The 24,769-nt window shown below is 64.7% G+C and carries 19 protein-coding genes and 1 tRNA gene; 8 read left to right on the top strand and 12 right to left on the bottom strand.

Annotated elements, in window-relative coordinates; all coding sequences use genetic code 11:
• Nucleotides 1-252 precede the first annotated feature (252 nt).
• Nucleotides 253-978 (bottom strand): queuosine precursor transporter, encoded by a 726-nt coding sequence (locus NJ75_RS17080; RefSeq protein WP_039336654.1) that lies wholly within the window; start codon nucleotides 976-978, stop codon nucleotides 253-255.
• A 60-nt stretch (nucleotides 979-1,038) separates the two neighbouring features.
• Here NJ75_RS17080 and NJ75_RS17075 point away from each other — a divergent pair.
• From NJ75_RS17075 to NJ75_RS17065, 3 genes are all read left to right on the top strand, one after another.
• Nucleotides 1,039-1,115, top strand: a tRNA-Arg gene (locus tag NJ75_RS17075).
• Between the two features lie 267 nt (nucleotides 1,116-1,382).
• Nucleotides 1,383-2,576: an MFS transporter gene (locus NJ75_RS17070; protein ID WP_082013440.1), complete on the top strand. Its 1,194-nt coding sequence runs from the start codon at nucleotides 1,383-1,385 to the stop codon at nucleotides 2,574-2,576.
• Nucleotides 2,576-3,289: an SDR family NAD(P)-dependent oxidoreductase gene (locus tag NJ75_RS17065; protein ID WP_039336696.1), complete on the top strand. Its 714-nt coding sequence runs from the start codon at nucleotides 2,576-2,578 to the stop codon at nucleotides 3,287-3,289. Before NJ75_RS17070 ends, NJ75_RS17065 begins: the two co-directional genes overlap by 1 nt.
• 161 nt (nucleotides 3,290-3,450) lie before the next feature.
• On the opposite strand, the gene NJ75_RS17060 is transcribed toward NJ75_RS17065, so the two are convergent.
• From NJ75_RS17060 to NJ75_RS17020, 9 genes are all read right to left on the bottom strand, one after another.
• The gene (locus NJ75_RS17060) at nucleotides 3,451-5,865 is read right to left on the bottom strand and encodes a glycoside hydrolase family 3 protein (RefSeq protein WP_039336651.1); all 2,415 of its coding nucleotides are present in this window, start codon (nucleotides 5,863-5,865) and stop codon (nucleotides 3,451-3,453) included.
• An 83-nt stretch (nucleotides 5,866-5,948) separates the two neighbouring features.
• The gene (locus tag NJ75_RS17055; protein WP_039336649.1) at nucleotides 5,949-7,130 is read right to left on the bottom strand and encodes an MFS transporter; all 1,182 of its coding nucleotides are present in this window, start codon (nucleotides 7,128-7,130) and stop codon (nucleotides 5,949-5,951) included.
• Nucleotides 7,127-8,197 carry a LacI family DNA-binding transcriptional regulator gene (locus NJ75_RS17050; RefSeq protein WP_039336646.1) on the bottom strand — a complete coding sequence of 357 codons (1,071 nt, stop codon included), beginning with the start codon at nucleotides 8,195-8,197 and terminating at the stop codon, nucleotides 7,127-7,129. Before NJ75_RS17050 ends, NJ75_RS17055 begins: the two co-directional genes overlap by 4 nt.
• A gap of 6 nt (nucleotides 8,198-8,203) precedes the next feature.
• Entirely contained in the window at nucleotides 8,204-9,109 is a 906-nt protein-coding gene (locus NJ75_RS17045) for a glycoside hydrolase family 16 protein (RefSeq protein WP_039336644.1), read from the bottom strand.
• Nucleotides 9,106-10,608, bottom strand: a complete 1,503-nt coding sequence (locus NJ75_RS17040) for a tryptophan halogenase family protein (RefSeq protein ID WP_039336641.1) — start codon at nucleotides 10,606-10,608, stop codon at nucleotides 9,106-9,108. Before NJ75_RS17040 ends, NJ75_RS17045 begins: the two co-directional genes overlap by 4 nt.
• Nucleotides 10,605-11,627, bottom strand: coding sequence for a cupin-like domain-containing protein (locus tag NJ75_RS17035; protein ID WP_039336639.1), 1,023 nt, complete (start codon nucleotides 11,625-11,627; stop codon nucleotides 10,605-10,607). The genes NJ75_RS17040 and NJ75_RS17035 overlap by 4 nt, the downstream gene beginning before the upstream one ends.
• A complete protein-coding gene (locus NJ75_RS17030; RefSeq protein WP_039336637.1) occupies nucleotides 11,620-12,339 on the bottom strand; it encodes a SapC family protein in 720 nt (239 codons plus the stop codon). Before NJ75_RS17030 ends, NJ75_RS17035 begins: the two co-directional genes overlap by 8 nt.
• Nucleotides 12,336-13,883, bottom strand: coding sequence for a tryptophan halogenase family protein (locus tag NJ75_RS17025; protein WP_039336635.1), 1,548 nt, complete (start codon nucleotides 13,881-13,883; stop codon nucleotides 12,336-12,338). The genes NJ75_RS17030 and NJ75_RS17025 overlap by 4 nt, the downstream gene beginning before the upstream one ends.
• 126 nt (nucleotides 13,884-14,009) lie before the next feature.
• Nucleotides 14,010-16,985 carry a TonB-dependent receptor gene (locus NJ75_RS17020; RefSeq protein ID WP_039336633.1) on the bottom strand — a complete coding sequence of 992 codons (2,976 nt, stop codon included), beginning with the start codon at nucleotides 16,983-16,985 and terminating at the stop codon, nucleotides 14,010-14,012.
• Between the two features lie 273 nt (nucleotides 16,986-17,258).
• Here NJ75_RS17020 and NJ75_RS17015 point away from each other — a divergent pair, with 273 nt between their 5' ends.
• From NJ75_RS17015 to NJ75_RS25325, 5 genes are read left to right on the top strand one after another with little or no spacing between them, the layout of a single operon-like run.
• Entirely contained in the window at nucleotides 17,259-18,533 is a 1,275-nt protein-coding gene (locus NJ75_RS17015) for a DUF3422 domain-containing protein (protein WP_039336631.1), read from the top strand.
• A 44-nt stretch (nucleotides 18,534-18,577) separates the two neighbouring features.
• Entirely contained in the window at nucleotides 18,578-19,579 is a 1,002-nt protein-coding gene (bchI, locus tag NJ75_RS17010; protein ID WP_039336629.1) for a magnesium chelatase ATPase subunit I, read from the top strand.
• Complete coding sequence (locus NJ75_RS17005) at nucleotides 19,576-21,267, top strand: magnesium chelatase subunit D (RefSeq protein WP_039336627.1); 1,692 nt, start codon at nucleotides 19,576-19,578, stop codon at nucleotides 21,265-21,267. Before bchI ends, NJ75_RS17005 begins: the two co-directional genes overlap by 4 nt.
• A complete protein-coding gene (gene bchO / locus NJ75_RS17000) occupies nucleotides 21,264-22,163 on the top strand; it encodes an alpha/beta fold hydrolase BchO (RefSeq protein WP_039336625.1) in 900 nt (299 codons plus the stop codon). The genes NJ75_RS17005 and bchO overlap by 4 nt, the downstream gene beginning before the upstream one ends.
• A 5-nt stretch (nucleotides 22,164-22,168) precedes the next feature.
• Nucleotides 22,169-22,303: a hypothetical protein gene (locus NJ75_RS25325; RefSeq protein ID WP_255355113.1), complete on the top strand. Its 135-nt coding sequence runs from the start codon at nucleotides 22,169-22,171 to the stop codon at nucleotides 22,301-22,303.
• Here NJ75_RS25325 and NJ75_RS16995 read toward each other — a convergent pair.
• Nucleotides 22,300-23,070, bottom strand: a complete 771-nt coding sequence (locus NJ75_RS16995; RefSeq protein WP_322788222.1) for a hydroxyneurosporene dehydrogenase — start codon at nucleotides 23,068-23,070, stop codon at nucleotides 22,300-22,302. The two genes, NJ75_RS25325 and NJ75_RS16995, sit on opposite strands and share 4 nt — an antisense overlap.
• A gap of 65 nt (nucleotides 23,071-23,135) precedes the next feature.
• Nucleotides 23,136-24,695, bottom strand: coding sequence for a 1-hydroxycarotenoid 3,4-desaturase CrtD (gene crtD / locus NJ75_RS16990; protein ID WP_039336622.1), 1,560 nt, complete (start codon nucleotides 24,693-24,695; stop codon nucleotides 23,136-23,138).
• Nucleotides 24,696-24,769: the final 74 nt, after the last annotated feature.

Below are 24,769 nucleotides of genomic sequence, written 5' to 3'. Positions count from 1 at the left end.
GGCATCCCCCATTTTTGTCCAGGCACCCCGGCCTGCGCCGGGAAGACCCCACAAGCCGGGGGTTGTTAAGGGCCTCCGGCTTTCCACACGCAAAGGCCCCGCCTCTCCCGCCCGCCGGAGTGGCGGGGCCTTTGCATGAGCAAAGCTGGAGTCCCTTAACGACCCCGTTCTTGTGTCGTCATCCCGGCGAAGGCCGGGATCCATGACAAAAGTTGGCGAATGCAACAGCGCAAATTGGCCTCGGCGTGCGGCCTAAACCTGCGGCGCCTTGGCAAACGGCGAAAAGTCGGTGTCCGTATCATAGACGTCCGCGCCTTCGCGCGCCTTCAGCCAGCCGACCACGGCATATGTCACCGGCGTCAGCACCGCCTCCCACACCACCTTCATCAGCCAGTTGGTCACCATCACGGTCAGCACCTGGCTCGTCGTCCAGATGCCGAGGAACGCGATGGGGTAAAACAGCAGGCTGTCCACCGCCTGCCCGAACACGGTCGAGCCGATCGTGCGCGTCCACAGCATCTTGCCCCCGGTCAGCAACTTCATCTTGGCCAGCACGAAGGAATTGACGAACTCGCCCGCCCAGAATGCCGTCACCGATGCCAGCACGATCCGCCAGGTCGATCCGAACACGCTTTCGTAAGCCGCCTGCCCGTCCCAGCCCGGCGCGGGTGGCATTTTCACGACCACGAAGCTCATGAACGCCATGAACACCAGCGCGAAGAACCCCATCCACACGCAGCGCCGCGCATTGGCATAGCCATAGACCTCGGTCAGCACGTCGCCGATGACGTAGGACACCGGGAAGAACAGAATGCCCGCCCCGAAAGTGAACCCGCCAACCTGCGCCAGCTTGGCCGCCCCGATCAGGTTCGACAGCAACAGGATCGCCACGAACGAGGCCATCACATAATCAAAGTAGCGGAAATGCCGACGCGCGCTGGTGGAGCCGTCGATTCTCGAAATCTGGGGATCGCTCATGGAGTGTGGTGCTAACCCGGTTTGCACGATCCGCAAAGCGTGCTTATGGGAAGCCGGCGCGCGCCCGTAGCTCATCTGGATAGAGCGCGAGACTTCTAATCTTGAGGCAGCAGGTTCGAGTCCTGCCGGGCGCGCCATCAACACGATCAGGTGTGTTTCCCCACCTACCATAGGCGCGCTGTCTGCGTTGACAGTTGGGACTTCTGGTCCATTACGAAGTCACTACCGCACAAAATCTCAATTCGGCAAAATCAATAACAAGTCTTCCCTCCTATCGATTGGACAGAAGGAGTCGGTCCCGGCAGAGGTATGAGACCGGTTTCACATTGCATGATCGCCGCTGCGAACAGGCGCGCCGGTCGATTGCAGCGTGAGAAAATACTTGCGAGGAGACGGATGCTGCCATGACAAAGCATCACATACCGAGTTTCATGACAGGGATCGCGCTGCTGCTGCCGATCACGCTCACCACGATGGCCGTCGTACTTCTTGCGCCTGTCGTACCCCAGATCATGGCAGAATTCGGTACAACCCCGGGACATGAATACCTTGTCCCAATGGTGTTGACCCTTCCGGCGCTGTGCGTGGCGCTGCTATGCCCGTTCGCTGGCATTCTCGGGGATTATTTCGGCCGCCGTAAGCTCTTGCTGGCCTCCTTCGTGATTTACGCGCTGGTCGGTCTGGCTCCAATCTTTCTGAAGGACCTGACTACCATTCTGGTGTCTCGCGTTGGCGTGGGAATTGCCGAGGCGCTGATCTACGTTCTCTCCACAACCATGATCGGCGACTATTTCAAGGGTGCCGAGCGCGACAAATGGCTTGCAGGCCAGACGGCGTTTGCCTCGATGTCCGCACTTCTGTTTTTCAATGTCGGTGGCATTCTCGGAGATTTCGGCTGGCGCACGCCGTTCTGGGTCTATTCGTCAGCTTTAGTGATGTTCGCACTTGTCTGGATCTTCACATGGGAGCCCGCAGGAGACGACGATGCGGATGAGGAAGCTGATGCCGCTCCTCACAAGCTCAGCTGGGCAGGTTTTCCGTGGGCCCGGATGGCAACGATTGTCGCCGTGACGATCTATGGCTCGGTATTCTTCTATACCGTGCAAATTCAGGCCGCGAGCGGTCTCACCGAACTCGGATTGACCAGCGCCGCCCGAATCGGCTTCCTGACGTCTGTTGCCAGCGTCGGTGTTCCCCTCGGCACCTTCCTGTACTCCCGGATCGCTCGCATCGGTGTGGGCAAGCTTCTTCTCATCGAACTCACGCTGCTGGCTATCGGATTCATGCTGATGGGCAAGGGTGGAAACGTGACGGGATTCCTTGCCGGATGTTTCATCAACCAACTCGGTGCCGGCATGCTCCTGCCAACCCTTCTCGTATGGGCAATGAGCATCCTGCCCTTTGAATTCCGGGGCCGCGGGACCGGCTTCTGGCAGTCAGCCTTCTCGCTGGGGCAATGGCTGAGCCCGCTCGTGGTGACGTTCGTTGCGCTTCGTGCCGGCGGACTTATGGGTAGCTTCCAGGTCCTGGCTCTGTTTGCCGGTGCCGGTGCAGCAATTGCTCTTGCGTCGCTGCAAATCAGCCGGAAGGCGCAATGATGCCTGGTCGTTTAGCCAACAAGATCGCCGTCGTTACCGGTGCCGGCAACGGCATCGGCAAGGGCTGCGCCAAGATGTTCGCTGCCGAGGGTGCCAACGTGATCGGTCTCGACCTCGGCGGCGCGGACACGACGTGCGACCTGCTCGACGAGGACGCGACACGGGCGACCTTTCAGCACATCGGCCAGAAGCATGGCCGCATCGACATTCTTGTCAATGCAGCCGCCTTCGCAGTCTTCAATTGGATCGAAACCATGTCCTATCACGAATGGAAGCGGACGCTTTCAGGGGAACTGGACATCGTCTTTCTCGCGACGCGGGCCGCATGGCCGTTTCTGAAGTCCAGCGGCAAGGCGAGCGTGATCAACTTCGCAAGCGCCAATGCGCGCCATGCTCTCGATGGTTCTCCGGCCATCGCGCATTGCGCAGGCAAGGGAGGCGTTCTTGCCATGACCAGGCAACTGGCCATGGAAGGCGCGCCGCACAACATCCGCGCCAACACGATCGCACCTGGCTTCATCCAGACCGAAGCCACGCGCCGTCATATGGAGATGGACCCAGGTCTTGAAGGGGCGGTCCTCAAGAAGAACATGCTCAAGCGTCTTGGTGACCCGGAGGACATCGCCTGGTGCGCCACATGGTTGGCCAGTGATGAGGCACGCTACGTGACCGGCGCCGACTTTGCCATCGATGCGGGAGCGACTGCCTGGTAATCATTCTTGCACGAAACCTGTGTCCCCGGACAGGATCCGCACAGGGCCAAAATCCGGGGACACAAACAGATTGCTATCAACCAGGCCCAAACGCCGCCTACGAAACCCCTGTTGTCAACCAAGGGGTGTCGCTCACCACGAGCGTCATCGCGGGGGAACCGTCAGTTCGCGGCCGGCGGACAGGGGATGGCCTCGCCCACCCCCTCGATAAGTGCGCTACGGACGCTGACCGTGAATCCCTTATCTGCGCTTAGTCGAAGGGGGGAGCCCACCGCGCCCAACTTCGCACCATGCTCCGCAAAGCATGTCAGTGGGATACGCAGGGTGGCAGCCTTGCCAAGAGCCCCAAGGCTCTTGCCGACGTCCAGCTTCACGCCCGCAAAGGCAACCGTCACCGGCCCCGACCCGCGCGCATCCAGCCGCCAGTCCAGCCGCAGCGCGAAGCCGCCGTTGAGGTGCCGTTGCATATCGACCACCGGCCCGTCGAGCGCGATGTCGCCCTTGCCGCTCCAGGTGAACTGCCGTGCGTCCTCCTGCGCTGCCACATCGACCGCGCGCATGGTGACTACGCTGTCCAGGCCGAGCCGCCACGGCTCGATCACTTTCCCAGCGCGGATGAACGTGGTTTCACTCAGCAGGCTGCCCACCTCGACGCGAGGGTCCTCGTTGACCCTTCCGACGCTCGCGGGCTTTGCGTAACTGAGGCCATGGCCCACCCGCCACAGCGGCTCCACAATCGGCGAGCGCGCATCGCGCGGCCAATCGAACGGCAGCGTGCCGGTGAAATCGCGCGGTGGCTTGCCGTCCTTGCGCGCGACCAGCACATCAGCCACGCCCTGCCCCTGGGAGCCCGGCTGCCACGCGGCGACGAAGGCATCGGCCACGTTCATCTCGGGTCCAACGAACATCGGACGGCCCGAAAGGAACACCGCAACCACCGGCACGCCTTGGGCCTTTAACTGCTTCATCAGTTCCAGTTCGCCCTCGCGCGACTGGAACAGAAGGTTCGGCACATCACCCTGAAACTCGGCATAGGGCTGTTCGCCGAACACCACGATGGCGACATCGGGCCTGACGCTGCCCTGAGCCTTGGCAATCTCGGCGGTACCGCCCGCTTTGGCCACAGCCTCGACGATCGCGCGACCGATGGTGCGGCCCTTGGGGAAGTCGGCGCCTGTCGTGTCGGTGCCCTGCCAGGTGATGGTCCAGCCGCCGGCCTGCATCGCCATGCTGTCGGCCCCCGGGCCGGTCACGAGCACCTTGGCGCCCGGCTTGATCGGCAGCACCGAACCTTCGTTCTTGAGCAGGACGAGCGACTTGGCGACCGCTTCGCGCGCCACATCAAGATGCGCCTGCGCCCCCACCGCCGCCGGATCACCGCGCTCGACCAGCTTCGGCCCCGTCAGGCCGAGCTTGTACTTCACCCGCAGGATCCGCCGCACGGCATCGTCAAGCCGCGCCATGGGAATCTTGCCCTCGCGCACCTGGCGCAGGGTGTTATCGAACAGGCCCTTCCAGCTGTCGGGCGCCATGTAGAGATCGAGGCCGGCGTTGATCGAGGCGGCGCAGTCGGTCGGCGTGCAGCCCTCGACCTGCCCGTGCCCGTTCCAGTCGCCAACCACCAGGCCTTCGAAGCCCATTCGGTTCTTGAGCACGTCGGTGAGCAGCGACCGGTTGCCGTGGTTCTTGACCCCGTTCCAGCTCGAGAAACTGGCCATGACAGTCAGCGCGCCCGCATCGATGGCTGGCGGATAGCCCTGCGCATGCAGACGGACGAGTTCGGGCTCGGCCAACTTGGCATCGCCCTGGTCCTTGCCCTGTTCGGTCCCGCCATCGGCAAGGAAGTGCTTGGCGCTGGCGGCCACCTTCTCGGCCGTCAGCGGCTTTCCGGCGAGAAGCGGCCCCTGCAGCCCCTCGACCATCGCCTTCGAATAGCTGGCGATCACCGCCGGGTCGCTCGAATAGCCTTCATAGGCGCGCCCCCAGCGCAGGTCCTGCGGGGCGGCAAGTGTCGGGGCGAAGGTCCATTCGATGCCCGAGCCGGCAACCTCGGCTGCAGTCGCTGCACCGATCCGCTTGATCAGTTCGGCGTCATGCGCCGCCCCAAGTCCGACGTTGTGCGGAAAGATCGTTGCGCCCGGCAGGTTCGAATGCCCGTGGACAGCATCGACACCAAACAGGATCGGCACCCCCGCCCCCGCCTTGCGCGAGGCTGCGCGGAATTCGTTCACCAGCTTGAGCCACTTGGCCGCATCGGCACGCTCGTCGCCATAAGGCCCGCTGTTGCCCCCAGCGAGGATCGACCCGAGCGGATAGCGGGCGAGGTCCTCGGGCTTGATCGAACTGATATCGCCCTGGATCACCTGGCCGACCTTCTGTTCGACCGTCAGCTGGCGGAGCAGCCGGGTGATCGCCTGCTCGGTCCGGGCATCGGTGATGGTCGACGGGCTGTGAGCAGTCGGCCAGTTCGCGGGATTGGCCACCGGGCTTTCGTGCGCTGCTACCGGCGCAGCGGCAAGCAGGAATGATAGCGCCACCACACTTGCCATGGCAGGACGCAGGCTTCCCTTCGACATCGACTTCCCCAGATTCTGTGAACGTTCTCAATCAGACGTCTCACACGTTTGCGAGTGGAAATCAACCCTTGACGAAACTGGTGTCAGGCAGTCCGTCGCAATCCGGCGAGAAGCAAGGTTGCGCAAAGGGCGAGCAACGCCAGAACCACGAAAAGCGCGCTGAAGCCGAGGCTTGGTACAAGAGCCAGCGTCAGCGCTGGCATCGCCAGCGACGGGATCGTGTTTGTCAGGTTGAACAGGCCCAGATCGCGCCCGCGCCGTGCACTGTCAGGCAAGACCCTCAGGGTGTGGGCGCTGTGCAAGGCCAGGAACGCCGAGGTCGAAAGGCCGAACAGAATGTACCCGGCAATCGCTCCGTCGCGTCCTTCGGCAAGCGCCATGATGATCAGCCCCAGCGCGGCCCCGATCGACGAGATCACCAGCGGTGAAACAGGCTGCCCGGTGCGATCCGCCCTGTCGCCCGCCACCAGCGCGACCAGCGCGCCGATCACCATCGCCGTCAGCAGCACGCGGGCAATGGCGCCATCGGCAAGGCCCGGATCGACCGAGCGCAACCACAGGTAGAAGAACGCGAACAGCGAGGCTTCGGAAATCTGGACCAGCAGGCGGGCAAGCCACATGCGCGTTGCCATGCCCTTGAGAACTTTGCGTGCAACGTCGCTTCCCTCGGCCGGCCTTGCCCGGGTTTGCGCGAAGCCGTCCTCACCCAGAAGCACGAGCGGGAGGACGCACAGCGCCACGATCACGCCCACGACGGCAAAGCGCGTCTCCAGCGAGAAGGCATCGCCCAGAGTCGCCAGTGCTCCGGCAAGGGCGCCCGAGGCCGGGGCGAAAGCCAGCAGGCCGCCGAGCAGCCCCTTGCGCCCATCGGGCACCTGATCCCCGGCCCAGGCAGACAGCGGCCCCAGCATCATGTTGAGCCCGACCTGCCACAGCGCGATCACGGCGGTCAGCGAAAGCAAGGTCCCGGTACGCGGCGCAATCTGGAGCATGACGCTGGAGAGCAGCAGCCCCGCCAGCACGAAGGGGCGGCGCCTGCCCACGAGGTCGCTCGCCCAGCCAAACGCGATGTTGCACAAGCTGGCAGCAATCGCGCCCAAAAATGTCGTTGCAGCAAGCCAGCGCACGGCCTCGCTTCCCGCCAGTTCGCGCACGTGCATCGGCAACAGCAGCGTCAGGAACGGGACATAGGCAATCGTCGATCCAGCCCACGCCAACGCATAGAGCGCCAGAAAGCGGTGCTCGCGGCCTTGTCCGCCAATCACGCCCCGCAGGCCGCTGCCGGGCCGGTAGAGCCGCGAACCTCGAAGCCCATCGGCAGGATCACCGCGCCAGCAACATCTTCGCCCTTCTGCGCGGCGATCAGGCTGCGCACCGCAGTGGCCGTCGTCTCGGCAATCGGCTGATCCACGGCTGTCAGCGCGGGCCGGGTAAAGCGCACCAGCGGAGTGTTGTCGAAGCTGACCAGCGAGAGATCCGACGGGATGGCAAGCCCCAGTTCGTCGGCGATCTCGACCGTGGCCAGCGCCATCTGGTCATTGCTGGCAATGATCGCGCTCGGCCGGTCGAGGCTGGCGAGCAAGGCGCGAGCGGCGCGCACGCCAGAGGCATAGGTGAAGTCCCCTGCCTCGAGCAGGCCCTCGGTGGGAAGTCCCGCCGCGTCCATCTCGGCTTGCCATCCGTCCACGCGCTTGGCCGAAAGCCGATACTCGGAAGGCCCCGAGATGAAGCCGATGCGCTTGTGGCCAAGGCCGATCAGATGCCGGGTCGCCGTGCGTGCGCCGCCTTCGTCATCCATCGAGACCATGATGCCATCGGGCAACCCTTCCTTGTGCACTTGCGCGCCAATGCGGGCGAACGGCACGTTGTGGCGGGTCAGCGTCTCGAGAATCTGGGGATTGTCAGAGTGCGGCGGCGTGAGGATCGCGCCATCGGGCTGTAGTGCCGCAATCGCCGCGCCCAGTTCGCGCTCGACATGGTCGTTGTGGGTGTCGACCAGTTCGAAGATCAGGCGATAGCCATGTTCGGCGCATTCGAGCATGCCGCCCAGCAGCATCTGGTCGACCCAGTCGGTGCCCTGGCGCGCCCGCCAGTCGGCAATGGTGCGTTCGCGGTCGTTGAGGGCCAGGATAAGATAGGAACGCGATCCGCTCATCCGCTGTGCCGCGATCGAGGGCACATAGCCGAGCTTGTCGATCGAGGCCTGGACCTTTTCGCGCATTTCCGGCCGGACATTGGCCTCGTTGTTGATGACGCGGCTTACCGTCTGCAGCGAAACACCTGCATCAGCCGCCACGTGCTTGATGGTTACCGCCTGCCGCCTTCGCGCCATGGTAGCTCAGTTACCCCCGCTCTTCGTTCCGGCGCCCGCGTTAGCGGTTTCGCTGGGCTTTTGCCATACGCGGACCCAGTCAACCGCCATTGCCTTGGGAAAGCCTGAAGCGTTGACGCCCGTGGTGTTGCGCCCCTCTGGCAAGTGACCGCCGATGGCGAGGTTGAGGATGAGGTGGAAAGGCTTGTCGAAGGGCGCACCGGGCTTGTCAGAGCCCAGCGTGTGCCATTCGTGAGGCATGCGTCGAGCGTATTCCTTGCCGTCAACGCGCCAGACCATGCCATCCTTGTCCCATTCGACCTCGTAAGTGTGGAAGGCGGTCGGATCGGGCAGCGGCGTTTCTTCCGAGATATAGCGATTGCGCGGTGGTTGGCCGCCGAAGTGGATCGTGCCAAGCACATGGTTTTCGCGGCCACCCTCGCAGGTCTCGCAAGGTTCGCCAAGATTGACCGCCTCCATGATGTCGATTTCGCCGGAGCGCGCCCAGCCGCCATAGGCCCAGTCTTCGGGCAGCATCCAGATCGCTGGCCAGGTGCCCTGCCCCTGCGGCAGGCGGGCGCGGACTTGGATCTTGCCGTAGAGCCAGGCAGCTTTGCCTGCCGTCGACAGCCGGGCGGAAGTGAACGGCTTGTACCGCTTGGCCTCGGCCTTTTCCATGCTGTCGCGCTGATCGCGCGGGAAGGCAGGGCCGGTGAAGTCCTCGCGCTGGGCGATGATCTCCAGCACCCCGTCGCTTAATCGATGGTTGGCCTTGCGCGCGGTGTAGCACTGGCGCTCCTCGTTGCCGCCGCCCCAGCAGTCCTCGGCCAGGACCCAGCGATTGCGGTCAAGCGTGGTACCGTCGAACTCGTCGGCCCAGACGAGTTGCCAATCGGGTTGGACCGCCGCTGCGGCCAGAAGCAGAAAGCTCATGCTGCGGCCGGAACCTCGGCGCCACAATAGCGCGCCACGTAATCGCCGTGCGAGGGCAGCGCCGCGACGGTGCGGCTGACCTGTTCGCGCAAGCTCCCGAGCAGGTGTTTCAGTTCCTCGTCACGCAGCTTGGCGGCAACCGGGTGGTGGCTTTGCGGATTGATCCCCTGCCCCATCATCACCTGCACCCACGAGTTCTCGGCGAAAAGCTCTTCGTTCTTGCGGAAAACGCGGCCGGTTTCGCGGAACAACTCGATCTTGTGCTCGAGGCTGGCAGGAATCTCCATGCTGGCGCAATGCCGCCAGAACGGCGTGTCACGGCGATCGGTCGCCTTGTAGTGCAGGACCAGGAAATCGCGGATCTGCTCCATGTCGGTGAACTGCTGGTCGTTGAATTCGTCGATATCGCGCTGGCTGATGGCGCCCGCAGGCAACATCCGCACAATGCGCAGGATGGCGCGCTGGATCAGGTGGATAGAGGTGGACTCCAGCGGCTCCATGAACCCGCCGGAAAGCCCCACGGCCACGCAATTGCGGTGCCACTGCTTGCGCCGCGCCCCCGTGCGGAAGCGGATATGGTTGGGCTTGACCAGCTTCTCGCCCTCGACCGTCAAGAGCAGCTTTTTGAGCGCAGCCTCGTGGGCAAGGTAGTCGCTGCAATAGACCACGCCATTGCCCTGCCGATGCTGCAGCGGAATGCGCCACTGCCAGCCCGCCTCGTGCGCGATGGCGCGGGTGTAGGGCACGGGCGGGCGCACGCTCGAAGTCTGGATGGCGATGGCGCTGTCGCAGGGAAGCCAGTGGGTCCAGTCATCATAGCCCGCTCGCAGTGCGCCCTCGATCAGGAGTGCGCGAAAGCCGGTGCAGTCGATAAACAGGTCGCCCGCGATGCGGCGGTCCCCTTCCAGCACCAGCGCGGCGATGTCACCGGTTTCACCGTCAAGTTCCACGCGGGCGATCTTGCCTTCGATCCGGATGGTGCCGTCGGCTTCGGCCATGGCGCGCAGGAACTTGGCGTAGAGGCCGGAATCGAGCTGGTAGGCGTAGTTCATCCGGTCATCGGGAAGATGCGCGAACTTGCCCGCCTCGGCGGCCTTCAGCTCAAGGCAGTATTCGCCATAAGGGGCGGTGTGACCGCGCTCTCGCCCGTTGAGCCAGAAGTGCTGGAAGCCCGCCGACCAGTGGTCCTTGCCGGTACCGCCGAACGAGTGGAAGTAGTTCTCGCCCGGCACCCGCCAATTCTCGAAATTGATGCCGAGCTTGAACGTCGCCTGCGTGGCACGCATGAACTCGGCCTCGTTTATGCCGAGCAGGCGGTTGTAGGTGACCAGCGGCGGGATCGTGCTTTCACCGACGCCGATCGTGCCGATTTGCTCGCTCTCGACCAGCGTGACCTCGGCCACCGGGCCCAGCGTGCGGGCAAGCGCGGCGGCGGTCATCCACCCGGCGGTGCCGCCTCCGGCGATGACGATACGGCGGGGCAGATGCGAAGCGGTCATTGGCTGAGGCTCCTCAGGATGAACTGGTGGATGCGGGCAGCGCCCTGCGCGTCGATGGGGCCCAAGGCGCCCTGCCCCTCTTCGGGAATGTGCGCGCGCGCTTCATCACCGCCCGAGAACACGTAGTAATCGAACAGGTCGCGCCACACCGCGCGGTCCGCCTCGGCCAGGTCTCGGATGGCGAGCAGGGCGTGGGTCAACGCCGTCTGCGGCTGTCCCATGTAGCGCGGGGTATCGCGCCACCAGTAATTGAGCAGGATGTTAAACGGCTCAGTCGCCTCGACATGGTGCCACCACATCGAAGGCACGAACAGCGCGTCGCCCGGTTCGAGTTCCGCCACCTGCCCGTGCTCCAGAGCTTCGGCAAAGCGCGGGTAAGCCTCGAAATCGGGCGCCGCGAAATCGACCATGCTCACCGCGCGGCCCGCTGGCGTGTTGTCGATGGGGCCGAGGTAGAGATTGCGGAACTGGTTCGGCGGGAACAGCGTGAAGCGGCGACGCCCTGCCACGCAGCAGGCGAGGTTGTCGGGGAAATCGTTGTGCGCGGCGATGCGCGTTGGCGATCCGATCCACAGGCTGGTGATGGGATCGCGCGAGCCGAGATCCACCCGGTTTTCGGTATCGACGCCGTGGAAGTGCGTCGGCACGTCGATCGAGCCGAGGTAGATCACGGGGTGATCGGCGCTGCCTTCGTTGGCATCGAAACCTGAAAAGATATCCGCCAGCTTGCCGCGCGCCGTCCTGAAATTCATCTGCATGGCAGCGTCATAGAACAGCCGACCACCGCAGCCGGGGTCGGCCAGCGAGACTGTGAACGGCACGGGTCGCGCCCTTTCGACCAGATAGGCGCGGGCGGCGCGGGCAGATTCAAGGCCCGCCTGCACCAGCGGCCACTCCCGCACCAGTCCGCGCAGCACGAACGGTTCGCGCGTGCTCTGCAGCAGGGCGTCGAGGCCGCCCGGATCGTCAAGCGTCCTTTCGGCAACGGCAGGAAGCTTCGGGGCGGTCGCTTCAGCCACCGGCGACCTTGGCGTTCTTGCGCGCGACCAGATCGCCGAAGTGCGAGAGCGAGGCGATGATCATGTAGATCCGCGCGAGGTGGCCGCTGGCCATGAGGTCCTGCAGCGCAGCGCCGTCCAGGGTCGAGAGCTTTTCCTCGTTGATGGTATGATAGCCGACGAGCGAGTTTTTCGCGCCATCGTCGAGCGTGACTTCCAGCGTGAAGGATTCCGCCAGTTCATAGCGATCGAGCGCGGCGAAGAAATCGGCGGATTCGCGGTGGGCGTGATCGAGGTCGCCCAGCTTGGCGGCGATGTCCTCCAGGTAAGGCGTGGGCTGGCCGCTGGCATCGAACACCCGCACACCCTCGCCCGTCCTGCTGATGCGAGGGTGGTCGAGGTCGACATGGACCTGGCCCACGCCGTCGGGCGTTGGCGCGCGACCGATCAGGAACGGGCGGATCGCCATCGACAGCGGGCGGTAGGGCGCATCCCACCTACCACTGCGCAGGAACAGGTTCTCGCCCGTCTCGAAGCCCAGCAGCGCCAGCGCCTCCAGCTTGCCGGTCGCAAGATCGCGGCGCAGGACGATGGGATAGTGCGCCTGAACCGAGCGGAACTCGGCCGGGACCGTGGCACAGGCCATGACGTTGTCGCCAAGTTCGGCGCTGGCGGCAGTGTCGATGCGCAACTCGCCGTGGTCGGCGGGATTGAGGACTGCGTGGTTGCTCATTTCACTGCCGCTCCGTGCATGGCGATTGGGGCTGCGGCCGCAACGGGGCGCAGGGCATCGAGATAGGTCCGATTGGACGGCAATGCCGCGGCCAAGGCGCGCGAACGCTGGCGCACTTCGGCAAGCGCTTGCGTGGCTGTAGCGTCGGCTGCTCCGCCCGGCACAGGGAAGCCCATGCCGTAGAGCACGTATTGCTGGCTGGCGGCGCAGAACAGTTCGTCCATGCGAGGGAAGTCCCACGCCGACGGCGGCTGATCGCGCCAAAGCTCCAGACACTCGGCAAGGCGCGCCGGGACTGTCGCCGGATCGCGCTGCGCCAGCCAGTAAGGCTCGGGCCGGCGGCTGAGGACGTAGTGCAGCTTGAGAAATTCGACGATGCGGTCCCAGCGGTAGCGGAACAGCTCGTTGAACCGCCCGGCGAGCAGGCCCAACGTATCCGAGCGGCGCGGAAAGTTTTCGGCCAATGCCTTGATCGACAGTTCGATGGTGACGATGGCCGAGGCCTCGAGCGGCTCGATGAAACCAGCGGAGAGGCCCACGGCAAGGCAGTTGCCCTGCCAGAAGCGTTCACGGTGGCCCGTGGAGAACGTGAGCTTGCGCGGGCGCAGGGTCTGCAGGTCAGCGGACGGTAGCCGCGCGGCAATGTAGTTCCGCAGCACATCCTCCGCCCGCGCATCATCCATGAAGCGCGAGGAGAAGACGCAACCGATGCCGCACCGCGTCGGCAGGGCAATGTCCCAGATCCAGCCCGCTTCATGCGCGGTGCCGATGGTCTGCGACGCAATCGGGCTGCCGGGTTCGACCGGGACCTGCACGGCAAGCGCGCTGTCGTTGAAGGACACGTCGGACCGGTCCACCCACGGCACGCCGCAGTGGTCACCGATCAGGATCGCGGCAAGCCCTGAGCAATCGATGAAGAAGTGGCCGGCTATTTCGCGCCCGTCGAGCAGGCGCAGACTGGCGATATTGCCGGCCTCGTCATCGGCAATTGCAATGACTTGCGCCGAAACATGCGTCACGCCGAGCCGCGTCGTCGCGTGGCGCTTGAGCAGTGCGGCGAACTTGCCGGCATCGAGATGATAACCGTAGTTCAGCGCCCCGGCATAATCGGGCATGGCCCTTTGCCTTGGTGCAAGGTTGTCCTCGCAGGCCGCAGCTTGTGGCGTCACCAGCGCTGCGAAGGACAATTCCGGTGCCTGTGTGTGCCACGCCTGCAGCATGGCAGCCATGTCGCCCGGCGGGGGCGGTGTGAACGGATGGAGGTAGCTGTCCTGCGCCGAACCATCGACCCAGCCATCGAAGCGCGAACCCTGCTTGAACGAAGCGTCGCACTCGGCAAGGAACTCGGCCTCGGGAATGCCGATGGTCGAGAGCGTTTCGCGCATCGTCGGCCAAGTGCCCTCGCCGACGCCGATTGTCGGGATGTCGGGCGCCTCGACCAGCGTGATTGCCAGCTCGGGCCGTCGCGCGGCCAGCAGGCACGCGGAGAGCCACCCTGCGGTGCCGCCTCCGACGATGACAACCTGCTTCACCGACCCGATCATCTCTCACCCGTTTCAGCCGCCGGTTGATCCGGCCAACCTGTCAGTCCTTGAAAACCCCTGCGGCCCGCACTGCCGAAGCAATACGGGCCGCCGGTTCCTCGTCACCCGAAGGTCATCCCCTCAGGCTCAGAAGGTAAACCGCGCACCGGCAGCATAGCGCGCATATCCCGGTGCCGCAAAGAACACGGTCTGGGTGTTGCGCTGGTAGCCCTTGCGGTCGGCGTTGGTGATGTTGATGCCTTCGACGAACACCGTCACGCCCTTGCGGATTTCGTACGATGCACTGGCGTCGAACTGGCCATAGGCCTTCACGTAGTACGGATCGAAGCCGTAGCCCGAGAGGAACCCATCGCGCCAGTTATAGGCAACGCGCGCCTGCAGGCCGTTCTTGTCGTAGAACAGCACCGCATTGGCACTGTCGCTAACCCCGTTCACCGCGAACTGCGGGATGGTGTAACGCAGGGTGTTGTCGAACTTCGTGTCGCTCTTCACCACGGTGTAGTTCAGGATCGCACCGAAGCCGGTATCCCAGAAGCTGTGCTGGACCGCGAATTCCCAGCCCCACAGCTTGGCCTTCTGATCGCTGTTGGTCGGCTGCGTGGTGATGAAGTTCACCAGCGGATCAGAGGCTTGGCCGATGACGCCGGTGACGACCCCGTTGTTGTCACGAATGACCGTCGAGGGGAAGTTGGCGCCGATGTAATCGAGCAGTTGCTGCGCCGTAGCATTGGGACCCAGCGCTGCCCGCGCTGCTGCGGCATTGGCACCGGCAGCAGCGTTGGTCAGGCCGAACGCGGGCTGGTTGACCTGCGTCTGGCTGATGAAGTTCTTCACGACCTTGTGGAAGAAGCCCACCGAAACGTAGCTCGCCGGCGCGTAGTACCATTCGGCCGAGAGATCGACGTTGTTGGACTTGTAGGGCAGCAGGCCGGGGTTGCCGCTCGAGGCCGTGCTGCCTCCGATGCGGATCGGCGAAGCCAGCGTGGTGCCACCCTGCAGCGAGGCATAGTCAGGACGGGTGATCGTCTGGCTATACGATGCGCGCAGGCGGACGTTGTCGATCGGCTCCATGTCGAAGTCGATGGCCGGCAGCCAGTTCTCGTACTCACCCTTGAGCGAGGCGGCAGCGACCTGCTGCGGATTGCCATAATCGATCGCGGTTTCGTTGCCGCCGGTCCAGATCGTGCGGACCGGGATCGGAACCTGCGCAGTGGAGTCGACCTTGGTCTTCTCGTAGCGCAGGCCGAAGCGCAGGTTAGCCGTGCCCGCGCCCAGATCGAACGAGTGCTTGGTCTGCAGGTACGGCGCCCAGGTCCGTTCGCGGACGGTGCGGTCGGTCGTGTACTTGGCAATGCAGGTGCCGGCAGTGACGGCGGTGCTGCAGATCCCGATCTTGCTGTCGAGCAGACGGATCAGGCCGTCCGTGTCGATGTTGAAGTAGTTCGGGATGATCGAGCCATCGTTTGAGCCCGACATGCCCGCCAAGTCCTTCGGCAGGTCACGGATCTGGTAGAGGTCATCCGGGGTTTCGGCTGCGGAAAGCGTGCCGCCCCAGGTATCGTTCTGGATAACGCCGAATGCAGAGCGCACCTTGTTCTCGGTGTAGGTGACGCCGAAGTCGAGGCTGTCGATGAACGAGGCGTCGAAATCCCAACCGCCGCGGAAAGTAACTTCGTTGATCTCGTCACGCATGTAGGCGGTGCGGAAGGCGTTGCCGGCAGGGCGGATGTTCGAGGCCTTGATCTCGGCCCCCGGATACATCTGAACGCTGATGACGGGCATGTCGGAGGTGTAATCGACCTTCTGCGACTTCACGCCGAAGATCGCGCTACCGACGGCAATGCCCGAACCATAAGGCTTGGTCGGCTTGCTTTCGGCGGTCGAGTGGTGACCATCTAGTTCGAGGCGCAGGCCGCCGGGGCCATCCCACTTGAGGTTGCCGCCGATCGACTGGTTGCGCGAGCGGTTAGCCGCAACTGCGCCGGTGATGGCGAGGTCCTTGTCGGTGCCACCGAAGTTCTCGGCATAGAAGTTCGGGCCAGCTGCCGGGCCATCGGTCCAGCTGCTCGAGGTGTCGCCGTGGTTGAACCAGACGCCGATCGAGTTGGTGCGGGCGTCGATGGTGTTCTGCGAGAAGGTGTAGTCGACGGTCGCAGTCAGCGTGTCGGTCGGCTTGACCTGCACCACGGCCTGACCGTTGATGCGCTTGCGGCGGAACGTGGTGAAATCGTAGCCCGCGTTCTGCGTCACCTGATAGATGTCGTTCGGGCCGGGGCGGTTCTGGATGTTGGCAGCGCCCGGCGTGCCCGGCTGTGCCAGCGAACCCCAGTTGTTTTCCGAGCCGAGATAGCCTTCGCGCCAGCCCGCGTTGAACTGCGCCTGGCTGGCCTTGCGATCCTGGTAGGAACCGGTCAGCAGAACGCCGATGCGGCCATCAGCAAAGGTATCGCTGATGATGCCCGAGACTTCAGGCGTGATGCTGGTGCCATCGAACAGCGAGGTGTCATAGACCGCCTTGGCGCCAATGCTGCCGTGGAAGCCTGGACGTTCGAGCGGCTTGGCGGTCTTGATGTTGATGACCGAACCGATACCGCCAGTGGCGAGCGAAGCGCGGCCCGACTTGTAGACTTCGACGCCGGCAATGCCTTCGGAGGCGAGGTTGGCGAAATCAAACGAGCGCGAGGCGGGGGCGCCGCTGCTTCCGCCGAGGCTGGAAGCGGGCATCTGGCGGCCGTTGAGCAGGACGAGGTTGAAGTCCGGACCGAAGCCGCGAACGGTCACGGTCGAACCTTCACCGCTGTTGCGGTCGATCGAAACGCCGGTGATGCGCTGCAGCGACTCGGCAAGGTTGGTATCGGGGAACTTGCCGATGTCTTCCGCCGAGATCGCATCGACCACGCCCTGCGCGCTGCGCTTGATGTCGAGTGCCTTCGACAGCGAGGCGCGGATGCCGGTGACGACGATGGCTTCGCCTTCTTCAGCGGGAGCAGCAGCATCCTGCGGCGCTTCCTGCGCGTGGACGGCTTGCCCTGCAAGTGCGAGTGCAAGGGCACCCATGCTGGCTGCACGAACGGCAGCGGAACGTGTCATGGAAACCTTCATGATCCTCCCCTTTTACAACCTCGGCACTGCCACGCGAAATGCTCGCCATCAGCGCTCTTGTGAACGTTCACCTAAATGAGAACGTTCACGCGGTCAAGGGCCTTCGCCGACAATAGCCGGAAAACCTAGTTCTTTTGGGCAATCCAGGCAGGCACTTGCGCGAAACCTGCGCAAATCCGTTTGGTGGTGCGCTGCTCTTGGCATAGCGTTTTGCCCAAGCGGCGGCGTCAATGGTGCCTTCTCTCCTGCCAGCCGCGTCAGGGATTTTCACCCATGCGCGACCATGACCTTCGAAGCAGGGCCGTTGGCGAGATGCACTTGCGGCGCTGGCCGCCCCTGCCGGTCCCTTGCCATATCGTGCAGTGGGTCCTTGCGATCGACGACAGCGAGCGTGCCGATGAACTGTCCGCGATTGAGGCGTTGACGGCGAGCAACGACAGCGTCGGCAACCCAACGCACCGCGAAGGCCGGATCAACCAAAGGGTCACCTTCACCTGGGAACGCCAGAGCGAAGGCAGCAGCCTGACGCTGTTTTGCGCGCCTTGCGATGATGAAGGCTTTCTCGAACCGACGACGGATGTCGAGCTATCGGCCGCAATCGCCTGGGCACGCACTCTGCCTGGCCAGATCGTGCGCAGCACGCGCGTGTGGCTGGCGCAAACCGATGCCGACGTCGAGCGGGTTCTCGATCGCCATCCGATTAATCGCGATGAACTTGTTTCCAGCACACTGGGCGGCGGCATCCGCATATGGTCGGACTTCAGGCTGAAGGATGACGGCTTCGGGCGATTGCTTGCAGCGGCCAACGGCATTGACCGGCGCGATCTCACCCGACAGATCCAGCGTCTTCAGGAACTGGGCAACTATCGCAACAAGGCGCTGCTCGGCCTGCCGGTCGCCCGCGAATGCTGGCCCAAGCTTGATGCTGCCGAAGAACGCCTGAGCGATCTTGCCAACCGTATCGCAGATAGCGACGCACGCGACGACAGCCTGCTGGAGGAACTGTCGCGCCTTGCGCTCGATCTTGCCTCTGTCGCGACTGCAATTTCGTTCCGCATGGACGCCACCCGCGCCTACGGTCAGATCGTCGAGGAACGTCTGGAACAACTCGATGTGCGGCCGGTCGGAGGGTACGCCTCGCTGGTTGATTTCACCCAGCGCCGTTTCCGCCCGGCCATGAATACCTGCATCGCCACCAGCGAGAGGATCGAACGCATCGGTGAGCGTACCGAGCAACTGACTTCGCTGCTGCGTGCGCGGATCGATACGCGGATCGAGAACCAGAATGCAGAGCTTCTGCGATCGATGGAGCAGTCGATCTCGATGCAGGCACGTTTGCAGCAGCTGGTCGAAGGCCTCTCGGCGGTCGCGCTAAGCTACTACGTCCTCGGCCTCATCAAGTACGCACTCTATGCTGTGCCAGACAGCGCATTGGGGGTTTCGGACGAGTTCGTGATTGGTCTTCTTGTCCTGCCGATGGTGCTGGGCGTGTGGTGGACGATGCACACCCTCAAGGACCGACTGATCAAGACTTCAGATCAGCGATAATTCCGCTTGTCCTGACGGCCATATGTGTCCACAGTTCTGGACAGATGGCGCGCTTCCCCTTCTCTGCGATCGTCGGTCAGGACGAAATGAAGCTCGCGCTCCTGATCGCAGCGGTCGATCCCTCCATCGGCGGAGTGATGGTGTTCGGCGACCGTGGAACAGGCAAGTCCACCGCCGCCCGCGCACTGGCCAGTCTGTTGCCGCCGATCATGGTCATGGACGGCTGCCGCTATGGCTGCTCGCCCGAAGCGCCGCATAGCTGCCCCGGCCCGTGCGAATCCAACAAGGCCAGCAAGCGGCCGGTGCCGTTCGTTGATCTGCCACTGGGCGCCACGGAAGACCGCGTGCTGGGCTCGCTCGATCTGGAACGGGCGTTGCGCACCGGGGAAAAGACGTTCGAACCCGGCTTGCTGGCGCGTGCGCATCGCGGGTTCCTCTACATCGACGAGATCAACCTGCTCGAAGACCACCTGGTCGACCTGCTGCTCGACGTGTCCGCCTCGGGCGAGAACGTGGTTGAGCGCGAGGGTCTGTCGGTGCGCCACAAGGCCAAGTTCGTGCTGATCGGCAGCGGCAACCCGGAAGAAGGCGAACTGCGCCCGCAACTGCTCGACAGATTCGGTCTTTCGGTCGAAGTACGCACCCCGCGCGAGATCGAAAACCGCGTCGAGATCATGCGCCGCTGCGCCTCGCACGATGCCGACAGCGAGGCTTTTGCCGCACAGTGGGCCGAGGAGGACGAGAAAGTCCTGCAGCAGATTGCGCGCGGACAGAAAAAGCTGGCGAAGATCGAGGTGCCGGACGGTGTGCTCGTGGACGCCGCCGGTATCTGCAGCGCCGTGGGCGTTGACGGCCTGCGTGGCGAACTGACCCTGATGCGCGCCGCGCGCGCGTTTGCCGCGCTGAAGGGGGCAAAGGTGGTCAAGCGCGATCACCTGCTTCACGTTGCGCCGATGGCCTTGCGCCACCGCCTGCGCCGCGACGTGCTAGACGAAAGCGGATCGACCGCACGGATTGATCGCGCGATCGCCGAACACTTCAGATGACCGAGGCACTGGCAGATGCGCTCCTGGCAGCGCGCCTGCTGGCCGCAGACCGCAAACTTGGCGGCCTGGTCCTGCGTGGCGGCGGACCGGCGCGCGATCTCGTCTTGCAAGCGCTGCGAGGATTGCTTCCGGCGGACACGCCCTTCCGCCGCCTGCCCGGTCATATCGACGAGGACCGGCTGACCGGGGGCACCGACATTGCTGCCAGCCTCGCCAACGGCACGCTCGTAAGGCAACGGGGCCTTCTGGCTGAGGTGGCAGGCGGCGTGTTGGTCGTTCCCATGGCCGAGCGTCTGCGCTCGGACACGGCGGGCAGGATCGCGCAGGCGCTCGATAATGGTCCCGGCTTCCTGCTCATCCTGCTTGACGACGGCGAAGGCCCGGACGAGCGGCCACCGCTCGCCCTGATGGAACGGGTCGCTTTCGACCTCAGCCTGCAAGACGTGCGCCCGGCGGACCTCCACTGCGAAATGCCCGAGCCGGGCGCTCTCGGGGCCGCACCATCGCTCGATAGCGAAGCACTCTCGGCCCTTGCCGCCACCGCAACGGCGCTGGGTATCGCGTCGATCAGGCCGCTCCTGCAGGCAGCGGCCGTTGCCCGGGCGCACGCGGTGCTTGGCGGCCGGGACACGGTTCACCGCGCCGACCTTGAAGCCGCGACGCGCCTCGTCCTTGCCCCGCGCGCGACAAAGCTGCCGCCGGAGCCTGAAGCGCCCGCTCCTCCAGAACCCGAGCATGAGCCGGAAGAGGCAGAGCGGCCGGACAATGACGAAGATGACGACGACAGCGCGCCCGACATTCCCGAAGACCTGCTGATCGAAGCGGCCCGCGCCATGATCCCGCCTGATGTGCTGGAACTGATCGCCTCGGGCCGCGCCCAGCGGGATGCGCGTGGCGGAGGCGCCGGACGCCGCACCGGTTCAGCACTGCGCGGCAAGCCCCTGGGTGCGCGGCCCGGCATGCCCGGCGGCGGTGTGCGCATGGCGCTGGTCGATACGATGCGCGCCGCCATACCGTGGCAGCCCCTGCGCAGGCGTGATCCGGCTCCCGAAGGCGCAGGTCCGATCCGCTTCCGCCGGGACGACCTGCGGGTCCGCCGCTTCGAAGAGCGCGCCACCACGGTCACGATCTTCGCGGTGGACGCATCGGGCTCGGCGGCACTCGCCCGCCTGTCGGAAGCCAAGGGCGCGGTCGAGTTGATCCTCGCCCAGGCTTATGTGAAGCGAGCCGAAGTTGCGCTGGTCGCCTTCCGCGGGACCGATGCCGACCTGCTGCTGCCCCCCACCCGCTCGCTCACCCGCGCCAAGCGCGCCCTTGCCGAACTGCCCGGTGGCGGCGGCACCCCGCTTGCCCGAGGCATTGCCCTTGCCCGGCAGCTTGCCGATGCCGTGATGTGCCGGGGCCGCACACCGTTCCTCGTGTTCCTCACCGACGGCAGCGCGAACGTCGCCGCAGACGGTACATCCGGCCGCGCCCAGGCCAATGCCGACGCGCTGACGGCCGCGAGGGGAATTGCCGGCGCCGGCCTTGATGCCGTGGTGATCGACATCTCGCCTCGCCCTCGGCCCGAAGCTGCCCGCATCGCCGAAGCGATGCGGGCGCGTTACCTGCCGCTGCCCTTCGCCGATGCCAAGGCGCTTAAGGCGGCGGTGACGCTTGCTGCCGAGCCGCAGAAGAAGCGCGCATGAGCGGGCCGCGCTGGGAGGTCGAAGGGCGCAACTGGCCGAACCGCGAAACAAGCCGCTTCGTGGAGACGCCGGGGCTCAAGTGGCACGTTCAGGTGGCCGGCGATGGGCCGGCGATCCTGCTGCTCCACGGCACCGGCGCGGCAACGCATAGCTGGCGTGACGTGCTGCCACTGCTGGCGCAGGACTTCACTGTGATTGCCCCTGACCTGCCCGGCCACGGCTATACCAAGGGCCGCCCGCGACAGGGCCTGACGTTGCCTGGCATGGCGAGTGCCGTGATCGCCCTGCTCGATACCCTTGGCCAGAGGCCGTCGCTGATCGTCGGCCACTCGGCCGGCGCGGCCATTGCGATCCAGACCGTCCATCTGCAGGGCGCGGCCACGCCCCTGATCGGCTTCAATCCCGCCCTGATGCCCTTCCCCGGCCTTGCCGCCAAGCTGTTCCCGTCGCTGGCCAGGATGCTGTTCGTGAACCCCTTCGTCCCGCGGATGCTGGCCGGCATTGCCCGCATTCCGGGCGAGACCGGGCGCTTTCTGCGCCGCGCCACCGGCTCTGCCATCGATGTGCGGGGGATCGCTGCCTACGAGGCGTTGATGGGCAACCATCACCACTGTGGCGGGGCAATGGAAATGATGGCCAGTTGGGACCTCGACGCGCTCAGCCGCTTGCTACCGCAGTTAATAAGCCGCGTGCTGCTGGTCCATTCCAGCGGCGACACAGCCGTGCCGCTGTCGTCTGTCGAACAAGCCGCGAGGTTGATCCCCGATTGCCGTCTGGAAGTGCTGCCGGGGCTTGGGCATCTTGCGCACGAAGAGCGCCCCGAGAAGGCCGCTGAACTGATCCGCACGTTCGCCTCCGCAAGTGCGAGTGACGAAAGCGAGGGAGAGCCAGGATGAATTCGATGAGCGAACACTTTGGCTGGGTGGAAATCGTCTTCACCGCCGTCATCGCGCTGGGCTTCGGCATTTACCAGCTATGGTCGGTCAACCGCGAGATCGCGAAGGACAAGGCGAAGAAGCAGAACCCGGACGACTAGCCACGCGGTATCCGATATGGCAGCATGAACTGCACGATCGGCGAAGAAAAGCGATCAAGATCAAGACTTTCCTGCACCGCCACGACGGGCTCTCCGAACAGGCGCGATGACAGGGTGGAGCGCGCATAGAATGGTGCGTCCTCCCAGGTGCGGATGACGCTGGCGTGGCCCCTGTCCGCCCGCGTCTTGCGCTCCATCTGCCAGAGCGTGTTCGGCAAGGGCGCAACGGGCGGCAGCGCCTCCTCCTCGTGCGGCACGCCGTCCGCGCCAAAGCGCAACGCGCTGGCAAAGCCCTGGCCATTGCGACGGATACCCTCGTAGCAGACCACCGATCCGCTGCGCCCATGGGCGCGGGACCAATGCCAGACGCGGAAGCCCTCCTCCAGCGATTCCGCGCCGAAGTTCGAATCGAGATAGGCGCTGCCCTTCCACTTGAGCCCAGGCTTTTCCATCCGGACCTCGATCCGCGCGCGCGGGGCAATGCAGTGCCAGCGGTGGCGCCCGGCCGGGTCCAGCGAGAAGGCGCGGTCGTTGGTCGCTTCCGGGTAGACGCGGACCTTGCCGGCGACACGCCGCTGCCAAGGCACACCAACCCGCTTGTCCATCTCCTCGATATCGATTTCGAGCGCGTCACCGGTCCAGCGAACCGAACTCGGCCCGATCTGCAGATTGTCGGCATCGCGCGCAACACTGCCACGCTCGCGCTCGGTCATGGTCCAGCGTGCGCCGGGGCCATAGAGCGCCACGTTCAGGGCGCAGTGCTGCAACGGATCGGCGCGGCCGCTCTTCTTGTAGTAGGGCGAGAAAACACTGCCGATGAATGCGATGATCGTCAGCCCATGGCGTCCGCATTCGCTGATCGCATCGACATACCACCAGCCATAGCCACCGGGCGGAACTTCCGCATCGAAGCGAGGTCTTGCACCACAGCCTGCATCGCCAGTTGTCCGGACAAGGCGGCCATCGGCACCCCGGCCCCCGGATGGGTGCTTCCACCCGCGCAGTAAAGCCCAGGGATCCGGGTCCGCGTGCCCTGCCGGAGGAAGGACGCCGCCCAGCCGTGCGAGGCCCGACCATAGATCGCCCCCCCGGTCGAGGGCAAAAAGTTCTCGAAGGCGTTCGGCGTCAGCAGCGTGTGGGGAAAGTCTTCCTCCAGCTCCAGTCCGCAACGCTGAAGGCTGCGCCTCATGGCCTGTGTGCACCGGGCCTTCTCCTCTTCGGTATAAGTGTGGCTGTCGCCATTGGCAGGCGCGTTGACGATGATCTGCAGACGTTCACGCTGGCCCGGCGGCACATCGGCCCCGCCCTCGCGATCGAGCGCGCAGACATAGACGCTGGGATCACATGGCGGAGCGCCGCCACGAATGTCGCTGAATTCGCGGGAATAGTCGGGCGAGAAGAACACGTTATGACGCTGCAACGGAAAGCCCGATGTCCGTGCATTAGCCAGCCAGACCATCGCCGAGAGCGAACGCTTGCGCACGCCATGCGATGGCACCGCCATGGCGCCCAAGGGGCCGAAGCGCCCTGCCGCCAAGGCCTCGGGATCGGCATTGGCGATAACCGCGTCGGCGGCAATGCGCTCGCCATTGCAGAGGATCAGGCCCGATGTGCGTCCTTGCGCGGTCTCAATCAGGGCTGCGCCCGTGCTGAAGCGGAACTTCGCGCCATGCATCTGGCCCAAGCGCATCAACGCACCCGCAAGCGCGCTCATGCCACCTTCGATCAGCCAGACACCTTGCGCTTCCACGTGGGCGATCAGCATCAAGGTTGCCGGTGTCTCGAACGGCGAGGACCCACAGTAGGTCGAATAGCGCGCGAAAAGCTGGCGCAGGCGCTGGTCGGCAAAATGCTGGCCCAACACCTTCCACATCGATTCGTAGGGCCGGATCGCCAGAAGGTCGCCCATGCGCCACAAGCCGATGCGCCACATCAGGGGGAGCGGCCAACTGACCTTGCTCCCGCGCATCATCGGACGATCGATGATGCCGTGAATGCGCGCGGCCTCCCTGCGGAAGGCACGAAAGCCCGCTGCGGCCGAAGCGCCGGCAAAGTCACCAATGGCCTGCTCGCTCAGCTCCGGATCGGCATGGAGATCGAGATGGCGCTCTGGATCCCAGGCGTGACGGGCAATCACGTCTGCGCGGCGAATGTCGACAAAGTCGGCGAGATCGGCGCCGCAAGCCGCAAAGATGCCCTCGAATACGTCGCGCAGGGTGAAGACCGTGGGACCGGCATCGATGGAGGCACCATCGACGATCAGCTGACGCGCCTTGCCACCGGGGTGCGCTGCCTTTTCTACGACGGTGACATCTGCCCCGCGCGCAGCCAGCAGCGCGGCTGCCGTCAGGCCGCCGATGCCCGCGCCGATGATCGCCACCCGCGATGCCAAGGCAAGCTCCTCTCCTGAAGGGAAACCCTCCGGCGAATACAATTGACCTTTACATCATAAATGTCCAATCTTTT

It is taken from the genome of Novosphingobium subterraneum, from assembly GCF_000807925.1.
Lineage (GTDB): Bacteria > Pseudomonadota > Alphaproteobacteria > Sphingomonadales > Sphingomonadaceae > Novosphingobium > Novosphingobium subterraneum.
This window is presented reverse-complemented; position numbering and strand designations above follow the sequence as displayed.